This is a genomic window from Mesotoga infera (assembly GCA_011045915.1).
Lineage (GTDB): Bacteria > Thermotogota > Thermotogae > Petrotogales > Kosmotogaceae > Mesotoga > Mesotoga infera_D.
The window spans coordinates 1-15,427 of record DSBT01000234.1; the positions used below are offsets into that span (position 1 = coordinate 1).

General features: G+C 46.9%; 13 protein-coding genes and 1 riboswitch. Of the genes, 4 read left to right on the forward strand and 9 right to left on the reverse strand.

Features of this window, described 5'->3' with window-relative positions; translation table 11 throughout:
- Nucleotides 1-989: 989 nt before the first annotated feature.
- The 7 genes from ENN47_08070 to ENN47_08100 form a co-directional block, all read right to left on the reverse strand.
- The gene (locus ENN47_08070) at nt 990-1,775 is read right to left on the reverse strand and encodes an inositol monophosphatase (GenBank protein ID HDP78124.1); all 786 of its coding nucleotides are present in this window, start codon (nt 1,773-1,775) and stop codon (nt 990-992) included.
- Nucleotides 1,768-4,137, reverse strand: coding sequence for a phenylalanine--tRNA ligase subunit beta (locus ENN47_08075; protein HDP78125.1), 2,370 nt, complete (start codon nt 4,135-4,137; stop codon nt 1,768-1,770). Before ENN47_08075 ends, ENN47_08070 begins: the two co-directional genes overlap by 8 nt.
- On the reverse strand, nt 4,134-5,165 hold the full coding sequence (locus tag ENN47_08080) for a phenylalanine--tRNA ligase subunit alpha (GenBank protein HDP78126.1): 1,032 nt from the start codon (nt 5,163-5,165) through the stop codon (nt 4,134-4,136). Before ENN47_08080 ends, ENN47_08075 begins: the two co-directional genes overlap by 4 nt.
- 30 nt (nt 5,166-5,195) lie before the next feature.
- Nucleotides 5,196-5,621, reverse strand: coding sequence for a transcriptional repressor (locus tag ENN47_08085; protein ID HDP78127.1), 426 nt, complete (start codon nt 5,619-5,621; stop codon nt 5,196-5,198).
- Between the two features lie 115 nt (nt 5,622-5,736).
- A complete protein-coding gene (locus tag ENN47_08090) occupies nt 5,737-6,618 on the reverse strand; it encodes a hypothetical protein (protein ID HDP78128.1) in 882 nt (293 codons plus the stop codon).
- 39 nt (nt 6,619-6,657) lie between these two features.
- Nucleotides 6,658-7,152 (reverse strand): hypothetical protein, encoded by a 495-nt coding sequence (locus ENN47_08095; GenBank protein HDP78129.1) that lies wholly within the window; start codon nt 7,150-7,152, stop codon nt 6,658-6,660.
- Nucleotides 7,145-7,705, reverse strand: a complete 561-nt coding sequence (locus ENN47_08100; protein HDP78130.1) for a sigma-70 family RNA polymerase sigma factor — start codon at nt 7,703-7,705, stop codon at nt 7,145-7,147. Before ENN47_08100 ends, ENN47_08095 begins: the two co-directional genes overlap by 8 nt.
- A 273-nt stretch (nt 7,706-7,978) precedes the next feature.
- On the opposite strand from ENN47_08100, the gene ENN47_08105 reads away from it, so the two are divergent.
- On the forward strand, nt 7,979-9,397 hold the full coding sequence (locus tag ENN47_08105; GenBank protein ID HDP78131.1) for an aminopeptidase: 1,419 nt from the start codon (nt 7,979-7,981) through the stop codon (nt 9,395-9,397).
- On the forward strand, nt 9,390-10,037 hold the full coding sequence (gene nth, locus ENN47_08110) for an endonuclease III (protein HDP78132.1): 648 nt from the start codon (nt 9,390-9,392) through the stop codon (nt 10,035-10,037). The genes ENN47_08105 and nth overlap by 8 nt, the downstream gene beginning before the upstream one ends.
- Here the strand turns inward: nth and ENN47_08115 are convergent.
- Together ENN47_08115 and ENN47_08120 are read right to left on the reverse strand one after the other, a co-directional pair.
- On the reverse strand, nt 9,982-11,508 hold the full coding sequence (locus ENN47_08115) for an iron ABC transporter permease (protein ID HDP78133.1): 1,527 nt from the start codon (nt 11,506-11,508) through the stop codon (nt 9,982-9,984). The genes nth and ENN47_08115 overlap by 56 nt on opposite strands.
- 43 nt (nt 11,509-11,551) lie before the next feature.
- Entirely contained in the window at nt 11,552-12,529 is a 978-nt protein-coding gene (locus ENN47_08120) for a thiamine ABC transporter substrate-binding protein (GenBank protein HDP78134.1), read from the reverse strand.
- A gap of 28 nt (nt 12,530-12,557) precedes the next feature.
- Nucleotides 12,558-12,658: riboswitch (TPP riboswitch) on the reverse strand.
- A gap of 46 nt (nt 12,659-12,704) precedes the next feature.
- On the opposite strand from ENN47_08120, the gene ENN47_08125 reads away from it, so the two are divergent.
- Nucleotides 12,705-13,931 (forward strand): nicotinamide-nucleotide amidohydrolase family protein, encoded by a 1,227-nt coding sequence (locus tag ENN47_08125; protein ID HDP78135.1) that lies wholly within the window; start codon nt 12,705-12,707, stop codon nt 13,929-13,931.
- On the forward strand, nt 13,907-15,427 hold a 1,521-nt coding region (locus tag ENN47_08130), incomplete at its 3' end, for a transcription-repair coupling factor (protein HDP78136.1). The genes ENN47_08125 and ENN47_08130, both read left to right, overlap by 25 nt.

The following is a 15,427-nucleotide window of genomic DNA, read 5'->3' on the forward strand; positions in this document are numbered from 1 at the left end:
GTCAACAGTCCACCGTCCTCCGAATCGGAAATTCTGGCGAAGATTGTTCAGGGAGGCAATGCCCACTTCGTCTGGGAAGCTTTTGTTGGGTTCAACGTTGTCTTTATCAGCGATCAGCGGGTTTATGTTCTTAAGCGTGCAGCGGATCTTCAGGGGCCAGTCAGGCTACGCCTGGCCAGTCTTTGCTTCGCAAAGGCCAGTCTCGCCTTCGGCGAGGCCAGTTCCGGCTGCGCCGGGTGGAAGAACCGCTTTTCGCTGAACGCTTTACGCTGGGGAAGATCAAAGAGCCGCTACGGTGAAGGGGACACATAAAACCTGTCCCCCCAATTGTTTCTGCGGTCTGTAGGGGCGAACGGCTGTTCGCCCGAAACGAAGCCCTCTCAGGGACGCAAGGCTGGCTTCGCCAGGAAGTGATGCTGCTGTGCAGGAAGTGATGCTCGCTGGCGCGAGGAAGTGATGCCCGGAAAAGCATTCGGGGAAGTGATGCGCCGAAGAGCATCGGCCGAAGTGATTCTGGCGCTTGCGTGCCAGGAGGCAACAAAATAGCCAGTCAGGCTACGCCTGGCCAGTCTTTGCTTCGCAAAGGCCAGTCTCGCCTTTGGCGAGGCCAGTTCCGCTTCGCGGAAAAAGAGCAGCTTTTTCGTTTTGAGCTGTACGCTGGGAAGACCAAAATCTGTTGGGCTTCATCGGTTCTTCGAAAAGATCGAGAGAGTGGGTTGATTGGGGCGGGTTACGAGAATCGGGTTGCTAAGAGCGGGTTATCAGAACCGGGTTATGATGATCGAGTATGGTAAGATCAAAGGCCAGGCTCTACGGGATGACAATCCCTATCTGTCTTCGATTTTCGATTCAATCTTGTTCTCGCCAACGACTAACAACGAGCAACCAAGATCTTTCTATTAGAGCATTTCAGGATGGACTATCAATGGATGGCGATGGCAGGTTGTTCGTCCAACGTGCGTGATCCTAATTCAATCTCTGCGCGTTAATCAGTCGTACAAGACCTTCTCGCGAAATTCCATCACTAATTCGGGTGAGTTGTTGGCAACGAGAACATTAGGACTGAAGAGATCGAAAGGTTCTTCGACACAGCTGCCGACATACCCTCCGGCTTCTTTTACTAGCAGGACACCGCTTGCGACATCCCAGGGTTTGAGAGTCTCTTCCCAAAAAATATCTGCTCGGCCGGATGCAACATACGCAAAATCGAGACAGGCACTTCCAGTTATTCGCAGTCCCCTGCATATCTTTATTGCTCTGTTGATTCTTCTGGTAATTCTCTCAAAAGCCGTCTCGGAAGAGTACTGCATTCCCACATGACTAGTGGCTTCGCGGAGCTCTCCAGTCTTGCTTACCCAGATCCTTTTGTTGTTCAGGTAAGCGCCTTGGCCTTCAATTGCGTGAAAGGTCTCTTTTCGATTGTGGTCATAAGTAACTGCCAGCACAACTCGATTCTCCGAGTATAAAGCAATCTGCGTAGAATAGTGGGGATTTGACTTCGAAAAGTTTGTTGTTCCGTCAACGGGATCAACTATCCACATCGTCGACGACCTGACGTCCGGACCTGACTCTTCACCCAAATAATCACCCTCTGGAAAGAGATCATGAAGAAATGCCCGAAGTCTGTCCTCTATCTCGAGATCAACCGAGGTGACGATATCCTTATATCCCGTCTTTCGTTCCACTGAGAACTCTTCCTTGGAAACCTTTCTCCAGAGTTCAGGAAGATATGCCCTAATTCTTCTGCTGAAGGTATTGAGAAGCAGGTTATCCACGCAACTTCACACCAATCTTCTCAGTTTCTCTCAAGACAAGATCAACGAGATAGTTTATCTCTTCATCAGTCAGGGTTTTGTCGAAAGTTTCAAAGGCCAGAGTAACGGTGATGCTCTTGTATCCCGGCTCTATTCCCTTTCCCTTGTAGAGATCGGAGACTCTGATTTCTCCAAAGGCGGTCCCTTCAAGAGTCTTAGCTATAAGACTCTCCAAATCCCCGTACTTAACGGAATGCGGCACCAGGAAGGAGAGATCCCTGAAGACTCTCGGGAAAGGAGAGATCTTCTTTGCACCGGCAAACTTCTTCATCATGCTTTCAACCAAGCTTAAGTTGAGCTCTGCAATGTACACTTCACCACTCTTGATCTCGTAAAGCGAATCGGCAATAGAAATATCAACGGCCCCAAAGAATCCAACTTTCAGTCCTGCGATCTCGACAGAGACTGCCTTGCCCTTTTCCAGCCAGGGAGCCGAGAAACTGCTGAAAGAGGGGGCCAAACCGTACAACGAGAAGAACTCATCAACTATCCCCTTGAAGGTGAAAAAGTCGATCGCTCTCTTGTCTGAATAATCCAGCGGGTTTTCACGGCCTGTCGAAACGAAACCGAGAGCGATTGTCTCCCCTTGCTCTTTCTTTGGATCAAAAACCGAAGCTACTTCGAAAAGTTTGATATCTCTATTCTGCCTTCTGTAATTATATGAGGTTGCGGACAAGAGATTATAGATCAGAGAAGGCCTCATTACAGCCATGTCCATCGAAAGTGGATTCGCAAGATCAACATGATCTACGCTATTATCGATCCTAGAAATTTCTTCGGGATTTATGAAGCTGTAAGTCACAATCTCATCGAATCCGTATGCAACCATAAGGTCCTTCAATCTCTTCTGTCTCTTCAGAGATTCAGGGACGCCTCCAGAAATGGGTAGGATCCTGGGAAGTTCATTTTCTATATTTTCGTAGCCGTAGATCCTTCCAATCTCTTCGACAAGATCGATTTCCTGCTTTGTATCGTATGCTCTGAATGGAGGTGGTGTGACTTTCCAGCCCTTATCTGTCTTCTCAGGGCTGAATCCCAGATTCTTCAGTATGCTGGTTGTCTTCTCTGTCGGTACTGCCCCGCCCAGTCTTTCGGTTATGAATGACTCTCTCAGGTATATTGGCTCTGCCTTGATCACGCCACCGGCATCAACGATTTTCGAGCCAATTGAGGCGCCAGCCAACTGTTTCATCAAGTCTGCCAGCCGTTTCATAACATACAGAGAGTCTTCATAGTCTATTCCTCTCTCAAATCTGTATGAGCTGTCCGTCGAAATCCCGAGCTTCCGGGCGGTTTTACGAATTCTTACGGGATCGAAAACAGCAACTTCGAGCAATACACTCTTCGTCGTCAAATATATCCCAGAATCCTCTCCACCCATTACTCCTGCCAGCGCAAGAGGCGTCTCACCATTAGTTATAAGCATGTCGCTGCTATCTAGCTCGACAATCTTCCCATCCAGCAGTTCAAGCTTCTCACCGTCCTTAGCTTCACGAACGACTATTTCGGTCGATCCTATCCTCTCGACATCAAAGGCATGAATTGGATGTCCCGTCTCCAGCATCACATAGTTTGTTATATCCACGACGTTGTTTATTGGTCTCAAGCCTGCCGCAACCAACCTCTTCTTCATCCAGAGAGGGGAATCACAGATATTCACATCGTTCATGAGGAGGGCCGTGTACCTGATGCAACCTCTGTCTTTCAATACCACCTTAAGTACCGGATCTTCTCCAGACTCGATCGATTCGCTGACAGAGGGCTTAGTGATTTCTCTTTCATAAATTGCACCTAGCTCCCTAGCCATTCCAACCGTAGAAAGACAGTCACCACGATTAGCTGTTAATTCAACTTCAATTACCGCCGAGTCAAGTCCAAGCAATTCAACGACAGATTCTCCCGGTCGGCCCTCTTTCAATCGCATTATTTCGAGAGATTTATCTTCAAGTCGGAGTTCTTCAAGAGACAGAAACATCCCTTCCGAGTCGACACCCAGGAACTCTTTCTTTTCGATTTTCTCATCTGAAAGGGCGGACCCTTCGGGTAGAACAGCCACCATTTCTCCACTCTTGACAGTCATATCTGCGGTAACGATCGTAACTTCACGCGAACCGGTATCTACTTCAGTTATTAAGAGCCTTTCGCTCTCGGGGTGAGGCCTTGTGGATTGAATTCTTCCAACGACAGCTCCCTGGACGTATTCCCAGGGATATTCGATTCCAGCAACTTCGGTACCACTCAGCGAAAGGCTGTTGCTGAGTTCTTCGGGAGTCTTGTCGGTTATGTCAATGAATTCGTCAAGCCATTCTAGATATAGCTTCATATTACGGCCCTCCTGTAACCCCTGAGGAAACGTCTATCATTTCGGAGAAGATCTCTGATATCTTCAAGATCATATTTAAGCATTGCGATTCTCTCGAGACCTGTACCGGCTGCAAAACCGGTCCATACTTCCGGATCTAGACCGACATTCCTGAACACGTTTGGGTGAACCATTCCCGCTCCCAAGATTTCGAGCCACCCACTCCCCCCGCAACTCCTGCATCCCAATCCTCCGCAGATTCCACAGCTTACATCCACTTCGAAACTGGGCTCGGTAAAGGGAAAGAAGCTTGGTCGCAAACGTATTATCCTGTCCTCGCCAAAAAGCCTCTTTGCAAAATGATCGAGAGCGCCCTTTAAATGACTGACAGAGATGCCCTTATCAACGAAAAGGATTTCGAACTGGTGAAACATCGGAAGGTGAGTCGCATCGGGAGTATCCTTTCTGTAACAGGTTCCCGGCGCGAAAATAGCGAGAGGCGGCTTTCTAGACTCCATTGTCCTGATCTGCACGGGCGAAGTGTGAGTTCGTAGAAGCCTGCCGTCTTGGAGATAGAAAGTATCCTGCATGTCCCTTGCCGGATGCCATTCGGGAGTATTCAGCGCTTCAAAGTTATAATACGCCGTCTCCACCTCAGGGCCCGTTGTCACTTCGAAACCCATGCTCACCCAGATGCTTTGGACTTCCTCCATTATCTGTGTTATCAGATGTAGAGAGCCTATGTCCCTCTTTTTACCGGGAATTGTATAGTCAAGCCTCTCGGATTCTTCTCGCTCCTTCTTTGCCTGCGCTTCAAGCTCGCTTCTCCTAGAGTTCAGAGCATCTTCAATAGAGTTCCTGTAATCATTTACAATTTTCCCGAATTCTCTTCGGTTTTCTGGAGGAATCTCTTTAAGCTTCTTCATAAGAGAGGTAATCAGTCCCTGCTTCCCGATTAGTTGTGATTTCTGCTCCTGAAGAACATTCAGATCGGAAATCTTCATTATTCTGCTCAGGACTTCTTCCAGATTAATATCGAGTCCTTCCATTGAGGCACCCCCAAGAAACGTAAGAAGTGATTATCTAATGTGCTTGCAGTCTGAACACAGCCCCTTGTAGATAAGCTCGAGAGAGGTTACCTCGAAGTCAGCCAGTTCAGGAGGAAGTTCTTTCGTGCAGGCTTCGTAGTACTTCGTGGGAATATCGAAGACTCTCCCACAGGAATCACAGATGAAGTGACCGTGTGGTTTGATATTAGGATCATATCGCCTCGAGTTCTTAGAAACTGCAATAGCCCTGATAATTCCTTCCTTTTCGAGAACTTCCATTACGTTGTAGACTGTCGCCATAGATATATTTGGATATAACTGTATTGCAGATCTAAAAACCTCCTCGGCTCCCGGATGACCTTCATGATCCTTGAGAATCCTGATAATCGCAACTCGTTGAGGGGTGATTCTGTAACCCCTGCTTTTAAGAAGTGCTATCGTGTCTTTGATTTCCATACAATTAAAGCCTCCACAAAAGGTTTGAACTGATTATACAACAGAATTCATTCAGTTTAGAAAAAGATTTATGAAAACCTCAATAAGACTTACTTTTGAGTGATAGGCTTAACCACTAATAAAGATCTTCGAGAAGTGACTTCAAAGTCTTTGTATCAACCATTCCCAGAAGACTTACTGCAGAAGAGACGGAAAGTCTTTCTATTGCGTAACTGAAGCCATTTGCCTCAGCCATCTGAGCAGAGAACTTCTGAAGGTAGTCGGGCTCCGTGTTGAATGAGAAATACAGAACCATCCGCCCGTATTCTGTGGAATACATAAGAAGAGTGTATAGATATGTCTTTCCATCAGTAGCGAAGTCCATGGAGGACCAAGCGAAATGCTTTTCAAGCATTGACTCCGAAAAATACACTGGAGGACGAACTATTATCATGCCTTCAGTCGCGTTTGTCAGCTTGGTCAAGGATTCATGCGACATCTCCGAGTAATTGCGATAGCTCGCGCTTATTGTGTGAAAAGGATAAGATTTCACAAGTTTCAGGAGCTTGAAGTTGTCATCGTATGTAACATCGAAAGTGAGGGTGCCGGAGGAAATCGAAATCTTTTTGCTGTTGGGAAGGTCGAGAAAGAGATCGACCGAATATGACTTGCTGTTGACAAGATCCACAAAGTTGTCCTCAAAGTCCTTAATATTGATGAGCGGTTCGAAGGCGACACTCCTGGTTCGGAAGATGGCGAAATTGCCGGAGCTGTTTCTGACCCAGCCGAACTCCCCCTTTGCAGCGGAATAAGATGTAACCAGTTTGTAAGGACCGGATTTTATTACTCGCTCGTTCTTCGCAGTAGTAACTATTCCGCTCTCTTGTACATATCTGTCTACTTCATACGAAGAGTTTTTGAGAGTATTTACTAGTGTTGTTAACTCTTCGACAGCATCCTTCCCAACCGCCAGCCCGATAACAAGCAACAGGACAACGAGTACGGACAGCTTTTTCACGGCGATTTCACTCCTTCTGTGTCTTAGAGCGTGTATGGATCAATAAGTCGTGTTAATTCCCGAGATCTCAAAGGCATTCTGATCATCAGGTTGACTAAGAAAGCCGAGAGAGCGCTCCATTTCCTGCTCCATCATCGCAATGTCGTTCCTCTCAGTCTCCTCCTTTGGAAAGGCAGTCAGATTGACCCTGAGCCTTTCGTCGAGAGTCGAGCTGTAACCGAGAACGTTCGCGAGCTGGTAGAGGTCTCCCTTCTTCTTGATCAAAATGGTGTTGCCTGTGAAGAACGAAACAGAGAAGAAACCTAGAACCAAACATGCCGCTACCGTTCCCAGCATTCTGTAGGGTTTGATCTTAAGCCTTCTAATCTTGCTGACTGTCCTTTTCTTCAAGTCATCCGAAGGTCTGTAGCAGCAACTCTCTTTCAAAGCTCCCAGAGCCTTCACGTAGCTCTTCAGATTCTTCTTTTCATCTACCCTCAGTTCCTCAAAAGGGATCTCTCGATCCAAAATGTGGACAAATCTTTCTTCATCCAATGTAACCTACCTCCTCGAGAAGTTCCTTGAGTCTCTTTCGAGCATAGTGCAACCTGCTCTTCACCGTTCCAACCGGTTTATCGAGTATGTCAGCAATCTCCTCGTACGACAGATCATCTATGTCTCTCAACTTAATAAGCAAACGGTCATCCTCAGAAAGCTTTCCAACTACGGACATCAATTCTTCAAAAGAAATCTCGTCCATTACTTCCCTAAACACGTTAGTGGTTGCTGGCGGCTCAAATGATGCTTTATCCTCGTTCTCTCTGAAATCCGTAAGAAACTCGTTATTCCGCTTTCTTCTTGCAAGTGTGTCTTTGCAGACATTAACTGCAATTCTGTAAAGCCACGTCGATAACTTAGCATCGCCCCGGAACTTCCTGACGTTCCTAAAGACCTTTATAAAGACCTCTTGAATCACATCTTCAACGTCATCAAAACCAAGATACGATTTGATGACACTACCCAACCTCGGGGCGTAATCATCATACAAGACTTCGTAGGCCCAGACTTTCTTCTTCTTCAGTCCATCTATTAACTTCTTTTCGTCCAACCATACCACCCTAATCTGTTCTATATGACGATGGAGAAGCGAACAGGGTTCAACTTAGCAAGTTAATTATACTAATTAATCCAGATCAATCATATCATTCCATTATAAACTGCAAATTCTTTTTAAATGCGAATCATAAGAAGTGAAAGGCAAAACGCTGAACCCCGACTAAAGTAAGAAAGTCAAGGTAAATCAACGCAGGTCGAAAAAAACAATCAAATCCGATAAAATTAAAGAAGTTGGAACGAAACAGACTTTCATGGAGGTGAAGTTTTGAAGAAGGAAGAAGTCAAGAAGCTCGGCGAAAAGCTTACTATGAAGAAGAAGAATGCCTGGTTCACACTCGACAGAGACGCGGTCTTTGCCTATTCAAAAGATTATATTAACTTCATTGGCAAATCTGTTACAGAACGACTTGCTGTCAAGCACCTTGTGGACCTTCTCCGGGAAAATGGTTTCAAACCACTCTCTTCATTTGAGGAAAGCGGCGTTAAAAAGGGCGATCGTATATACATCACCAAAGGCGGCAAGGCCCTAATCGCGGCAGTCATCGGTGAAGACCTCAAGGACGGGATCGACATGGTTGCAGCTCACCTCGATGCTCCTAGATTGGATCTCAAGCCAAGTCCTCTTGTAGAAGATTCGGAGCTAGCGATGCTCAAGACACACTACTACGGCGGAGTCAAGAAGTATCAGTGGCTCAACATCCCTTTGGCCTTCGTAGGTACCGTAGTCAAGAGCAATGGAGAATCTGTTGATGTCTCTATCGGTATGAGCAGCGATGATCCTGTATTCGTAATTTCCGATCTTCTTCCACATTTGGACAACAGGGAAGGCGATTTCAGAAAGGTCTTTCAAGGAAAGGATCTCAACGCTATGTCCGGATCCATTCCTATAACGGATGTCAAGGACTTTGAGAATCCAGTAAAGCTGATGTTCCTCAATCTGTTATACGAAAAGTACGGACTTGTCGAAGAAGACTTCTTTTCTGCGGACATCCAGTTAGTGCCTGCTATCGAACCGAGGGAAGTAGGCCTTGACCGATCAATGATTGGTGCTTACGCGCATGATGATAGGGTTTGTTCATACACTGCAATTACTGCGCTTAAGGATATGTCTTCAATAGAAAACCCAAAGAGAACTGCAATGGTCCTTCTCTTCGACAGGGAGGAGATAGGAAGTGAGGGCGTTACTGGAGCAAAGGGACGGTTTTGGGTCGCTTTTATCGAGAAGCTTCTCAACCTTTCTGGAGAGAAGGGGCTTTACGAGATCGACTTCCTTCTCGAGAAATCCAGAATGATATCGGGAGATGTTGCCGCCGGATTTGACCCGACCTTCAAGGATGCTCACGATCAGACAAACGCTGCAAGATTCGGATATGGAATTGCAATATTAAAATACACGGGCTCCAGAGGAAAATCAGGAACGAGCGAAGCCAGCGCGGAGTTCATGGGCTATGTGCGAAAGCTTTTGAACGAGAAGGGAGTGCACTGGCAGAGCACGATATTAGGAGAAGTAGATAGAGGCGGCGGAGGAACAGTTGCAAAATTCTTCGCCGAAAGGGGTGTCACAGTAGTGGATGCAGGAACGGCCGTCTTCGGTATGCATTCACCATTCGAGCTTCTCTCCAAAGCTGATCTTTACGAGACCTACAGAGCATACAAGGCCTTCCTGGAGGGAGGCGATGTCTAAGCCCGACTGCTCACCTGCGGCAGTGTCGGAATGGATAGTAGAAAACTTCCCTAGAGGTCGCGATTATGAAGAACCTTTCAAGGTCTTGGTGAGCACAATATTGAGTCAGCGCACAAGAGATGAGAATACCGAGGAGGCCTCTCGCAGGCTCTTCTCGGTTTATCCCGATCCCCAGTCTCTGATGAAGGCAGAACCCGAAGATCTTTACGAACTGATCAAGGCTTCGGGGATGTATAGACAGAAGGCTGCAAGAATAATCAACTGCGCTAAGATAATCATCAATGGCTTCGGGGGCTCAGTGCCTGACACTCTTGAAGAACTTGTCACAATCCCCGGAGTTGGCAGAAAGACGGCGAACATCGTTCTAAACGTCTCATTCGGTAGGGATGCCCTGGCGGTTGATACCCATGTTCACAGAATAGCAAACAGGCTTGGATGGGTGAAGACGAAGAAGCCAGAGGACACCGAATTTGCACTGATGAAGATCTTGCCGCCCAAGATATGGGGGCCGGTGAACGGATCGATGGTCGAGTTCGGCAGGGAAATCTGCAGACCTGTAGCACCAAAGTGTGAAACTTGTGGAATCAGCGAGTGCTGCGAATACTTCTCTCAGGTCTTTGTGCAAACCGCCGGGAGATAGCGACAATTGAGATAATAATGATTCCCAGGGCCGAACTTAAGAACCTCGCCTCCAGCAGATAGCGACTTCCGTTTAGTCTGTAGATAGCAACGGCGAAGGTGGGGAAGTCTTTGCTCCCGAGTATTAGCGATCCGCCGAATTCGCCCATAGAAATTGCGAAAACTACCGTTCCAGCGTAAATAATCGTGCTTCTAAAGAAAGGTATTATCATGTACCATACGCGTGCGAGTTTCGAAGCACCATCGAGTTGTGCCGCCTCCAGGAAGGCAAGCTCTGCGCCGATCACCTGCCCACTTATGTAGTTCAAAGCAACGGGCAGCGAAATCACTATGTAAAGCAGCACCAACAGCAGTGGAACGGGGAAACTTCCAAAAGCTGTGAGATAGGAAACGGCTAGAATCGACGGCGTTACGGACAGAGCGATCAAAGACACTATTCTCAGATGTCTCGATCCTCGAGAGGTGTGCCTAGCTTGCCACGAAAGAAAAAACGCGATTGTTACCGTCACAACGGCTGCAAGAAATGAAAGCGTTATTGAATTGACCAATGTGTTGACCAATCCCGTGCCGAGAAGCACAATCTTTTCTTCAAACAGTGAAGCTATTCTCCCAAAGATGAATTCTCTTCTTGTCCAGTCGTAAAATGAGCTGAAGAGAGCACCAATAATCGGTACCCACTCGAAGAGAACAAATAGCCATGAGTAGATGCCCGTGAATCTGTTCTTTTCCAGATACTGCTCACCTTGCTCAAATGACGAGCTCTTCTCGCTAAGTGAAATGAGTAATCCGAAAAGCATGATAAACATGAACTGGACTACGGCAAGAACGACTGCATTCTGCGGCGCCGCCAAAAGCCTGAAATTCATGTAAATTGAAACCTCCAGGGTAGCGAATTGCGCCCCACCCAATATAAGAACAACGGCAAAAGAGGTGAAACAGTAAGTGAAGATTAGTAGCGCGGAATTGATAATTGCCGACGTAACAAGAGGTAATTCAACTCGCAGAAGTCTTCGTATCCTCCCCGATCCATCTATCTTAGAACTCTCCAGCACATCTGAGGGCAACCTTCTGAGTGCATTCCCAAGAACAAGTATGACTATAGGCGCGTTATAGAAGACGTGACCAAGCAAGACTGCCCCCAGAGAATAAAGAATCTGGACCCTCTCCAGACCTGCAAAAGAGATCAGGTTGTTGAGGACTCCGTTTCTACCGTAAACTGCCAGGAAGCCTATTGCCATCGATATGCTTGGAAAGAAGAACGGTATATAGGTTGTTATGCCCAATAGACGGGAAAGGCGACCGTTGCTTCTGGCATAGTGTAATGCCGCGGGGAAACCAACAATCATTGCCAGAAATGTACTGAGAAGCGCCTGCTTGACCGTAAATCCAGCAATCGATCTGAACGAGGGTGACGAAATTACTTCAAAAATCGTATCTAACTCTAGATTTCCGAAGGCAAAGAACAACGGCAGCAATACAACGGCCGCGATCCCAACTGCAGATAATGTCAGAGATTTACCTTTCGTATATTACCTCTTCCCACTTTGAGATAAGTTCGGAAAGATCCACCTCGGCAGATAGCTTCAGAATCTTCTCCGGTTTGACTGCATAATCGAAGGCCGGGGGCATCTCTACGTCAATTACGGGGAACATCCACTGGTTAAGGGGAATATGACGCTGAAAGTCCTCACTCAGAATGAAGTCCATGAACATTTCAGCATCGTGCAGATTCTTCGTCCATCTTATGATTCCCGCTCCCTCAATCTGAACGTAACCCCTGCCCTCAGGGATTACTGTCATATAGACCGATTCACCGTAATAATGCATTGAATATGCCCCATCGGTGGCATAAGAAACCATTATTGGAGCCTCTCCGGACTCGAATTTCTGGAAAGAGTCGTCCCACCCGAGAGAAACTGTGAGTATCGAGGGCTTGAAAGCCTGCCAGAATTCCTCGAATCGCTCGCCAAAAAGCAGATAAGTCCAGGCGAGGAAAGATAGACCGGTGCTCGAGGTTCTGGGATCTTGAATAATCACGCTCCTTCGATACTCCGGCCCGGTTAAATCCCAAAGCGTTTCGATGGAATCTTTCATCTGGCTGGTGTCACATATTAGCGCGATGCCTCCAAAATCATACGGGGTAAGTCTCCACTGACTATCGAGCAGAAGATCATTATCAGTGATCTTCTCATAGCCCTGCGGTCTGTAAGAAAGAAAGATACCTTCTTCGAAAGCACGTCTCGAAAGAAGGTTATCGATTCCAATCACGACATCTCCATCGAAATTCTCGCGCTCGGAAATAATCAAACTCAGTAATGAACCCGAATCTCCAACAGCGCGAAACTCAACTGGAATTCCCGTTTTTTCTGTAAACTGCGAAAAAGTCTCTTGGGCTAGCGGCTGAAGGGAATCGTATGAATAAACCTTGAGCGACAACACCGTCGAAAATGGAATGAAGAGGATCAATGATAAGACCAGAAATGCTCTTCTCATAAAAAACACCTCCAAAAGAGATTACCGGAGGCGCTATCCATGGCCGTCCCTACGCCGGTGCTAACCGGATCAGGTTCATGGGGTCTGCTTTCAGCACTCTCAGCCCTTTGGGCTCCCCCGGCACTCCATTATACCACCGGCCGTTTGGTGATACAATTGACGCGGAGGTGGTCACTTGAAGGCTGCGATCCTTCTCACCGGAGACGAAATCACAAAGGGGATTGTCAAAGACAGCAACGGAGGTTTTCTTGCAGAGAGACTCACTGCCCTCGGATTTGAAGTCCAATCAATCGTTGTTGTTCCGGATAGCAAAGAGTTCATCAAGCGCGAGATCAGAAACGCACTCGACAGATCTGATCTTCTGCTGATCACCGGAGGACTTGGAAGTACTTTTGACGATATAACCCTGCAGACGGTGGCCGACTATCTTGAAAGAGAACTTCTTTATGATGACAATTACCACTCGACACTTGTAGAGAGTTTCACAAGAAGATTCTCAAGAGAGGCCCCAGCGGGTTTGAAACGTCAGGCATTCGTGATACAGGATTCTGTTCAGCTGCCAAATTCCTCTGGAAGCGCAAGAGGCGCCTTCATAAGAACAGACAGTAATGAAATTGTGATACTTCCCGGACCTCCAATGGAGATGGAGGCTGTCTTTAGAGAGGCATTGAAACATATTTCACTTCCTTCTGCTACGTTTAGTAGAACTATAGGATTCGTTGACTTGACTGAACCCGAAGTAGAAGACTTCACCGAGCAAATGCTTTCAAGATTTACGGACGTGAAGTTCGTCACGAGAGTACGCTATTATTCAGGACCAACGGTAATTCTCACGGCGAATGATGAAGCAGTGTTGGATGAACTGTGCCTTCTTTTCACAGATCGCTGGAATAAATATATATACACAACTACAGGCGAGGAACTCGTCGATGTTGTGGTAAGGGAGTTGAGAGACAGGAAACTGACAATTTCAGTCGCAGAGTCCTGTTCGGGAGGAAGGCTTTCTGCGCTTCTCACTTCAGTTTCGGGAGTGTCGGCTTTGTTTCCCGGCGGTATAGTCTCCTATTCAAACAAAGTCAAGACGTCTTTGTTGAACGTGAGCGAAAACACTCTCAGAGAATATGGCGCCGTTTCCGAAGAGGTGGCGTTTGAGATGGCTGCAGGAACCAGAATTCTTTTCGGAACAGACGTGGGCCTTTCAGTAACGGGAATAGCCGGTCCTTCAGGCGGAAGCGACTCCAAGCCGGTAGGCCTCGTCTGCTCTGGTATTAGGATAAACAGCTCAATTAATACCTACACCGACAGATTCAAAGGAAATAGAGAAACCGTACAGCTTAGAGGAGCAAACGCTGTTTTAAAGAGGCTTTGGAGGTCGTTTTGGAACGAGTATTACATAGAGTAAATGATCCGATTTCCTGGATAGAGAAAGAAGCCGAAAGTAACTGCAGAAACATCGTGGTTTTTCCAAGTGAGAGGATGCTGGAGTCCTTCGTAGATATTCATGAGAAGAGAGAGGGAGATGGATTCTTCTTTTCTCATGATGTCTTTCCCTTTGAAGAGATTGGCACTTCCCCAAGAATAAGATCGGAACGACTCGCTCTGCTTAGAAGGCTCCTCTTGAGGGAGCTTCGGACAGTTTATACATCCTTTCACGGTATACTGAGAAAAACCGTGCCACTCGATGTGTTCGAGACTCTGTCTTTGAAGGTTGAAGTGGGCGGTCCGCTTACTCTGAATGAGGATCACCTTCAAAGCCTTGGCTATTCTAGATCCTTTAGCGTGACGACTCCCGGTGAATTTGCAATCAGGGGCGGTATTGTGGATATCTTTGTGCCTGGAACAGAAAGACCAATAAGGATAGACACTTTTGACAAGGAAATTGAATCTATAAGAAGATTCGATCCTGCTTCACAGAAGAGTTTAGATAGATTGGACGATGCATATGTCACCCCTGCGGCCGAAGGCATAACGTCTTCTCCGTATTGGGAGCTTGCTGTCAAAAGAATCTCAGCGGCCGAGAAGACAATCGGTTCGAAGGATGAAATTCTCTTCGAACGTCTCGATACAATGGATACGATTGCGGGGATCTTCTACGAACGGCAGTCGATTCTCCTTGACTTTCTCGATGACTACAAAGTGATCTTCGTCAAGCCTGACGATGCAATACTCGAGTTTGGAAGGAGAGAGCGAGAAACTCTAGAGCTCTTGTCAGATAAAGCGGTAAGAAAGTTCCTTTACACAAGATATGGCGGAGTATCCTCAGAAGTTCTGATGAAGTTGAGCGAGTATTCGATTGTGTCCGACGATCGGGTCTCTACCCTAGACTATGATACCGAAATCAGCGAAGAACTTGAGATCATCAAGAGACCAAAAAGAGAAGAAGAGTTCTTGCCGAGAATTCCCGTTGTTGATTGGACGGAGCTTGAAGAGGGAGACTACGTGGTCCACAAAGAGTATGGTATCGGACGATATCACGGGGTGAGGACTGTTGAGAACATATTGGGGACTAGAGAGTATCTCCTGCTTGAATACAGAGACAATAACAAGATCTACGTCCCCGTGGACAGAGTGGATCGTGTTCACAAATACATCGGAACCACCGAAGGAATTCAGTTGAACTCCCTGCGCGGTACAGCGTGGAACAGACAGAAATCGAAGGTGAAGAGGGAAGTCAAGGCTTTGATTGGCGAACTCTCGAATCTCTATGGCTCAAGAGAAGTGACCTCGGGAATTTCTCTGACTGGAGAAGGCGAGATGGAGAAGAGCTTTCGAGAAAGTTTTCCGTATGTTGAGACAGAAGACCAGCAAAAAGCTGTCGAAGAAGTTCTTGAAGACCTCGGAAGCAATAAACCTATGGATAGACTTATAAGCGGAGATGCCGGGTACGGAAAAACAGAA

Coding starts and splice junctions, on each gene's coding strand:
- ENN47_08075 (HDP78125.1), bottom strand. CDS start 4,137: ATGAAGCTATATCTAGAATGGCTTGACGAATTCATTGACATAACCGAC.
- ENN47_08080 (HDP78126.1), bottom strand. CDS start 5,165: ATGGAAGGACTCGATATTAATCTGGAAGAAGTCCTGAGCAGAATAATG.
- ENN47_08085 (HDP78127.1), bottom strand. CDS start 5,621: ATGGAAATCAAAGACACGATAGCACTTCTTAAAAGCAGGGGTTACAGA.
- nth (HDP78132.1), top strand. CDS start 9,390: ATGTCTAAGCCCGACTGCTCACCTGCGGCAGTGTCGGAATGGATAGTA.
- ENN47_08120 (HDP78134.1), bottom strand. CDS start 12,529: ATGAGAAGAGCATTTCTGGTCTTATCATTGATCCTCTTCATTCCATTT.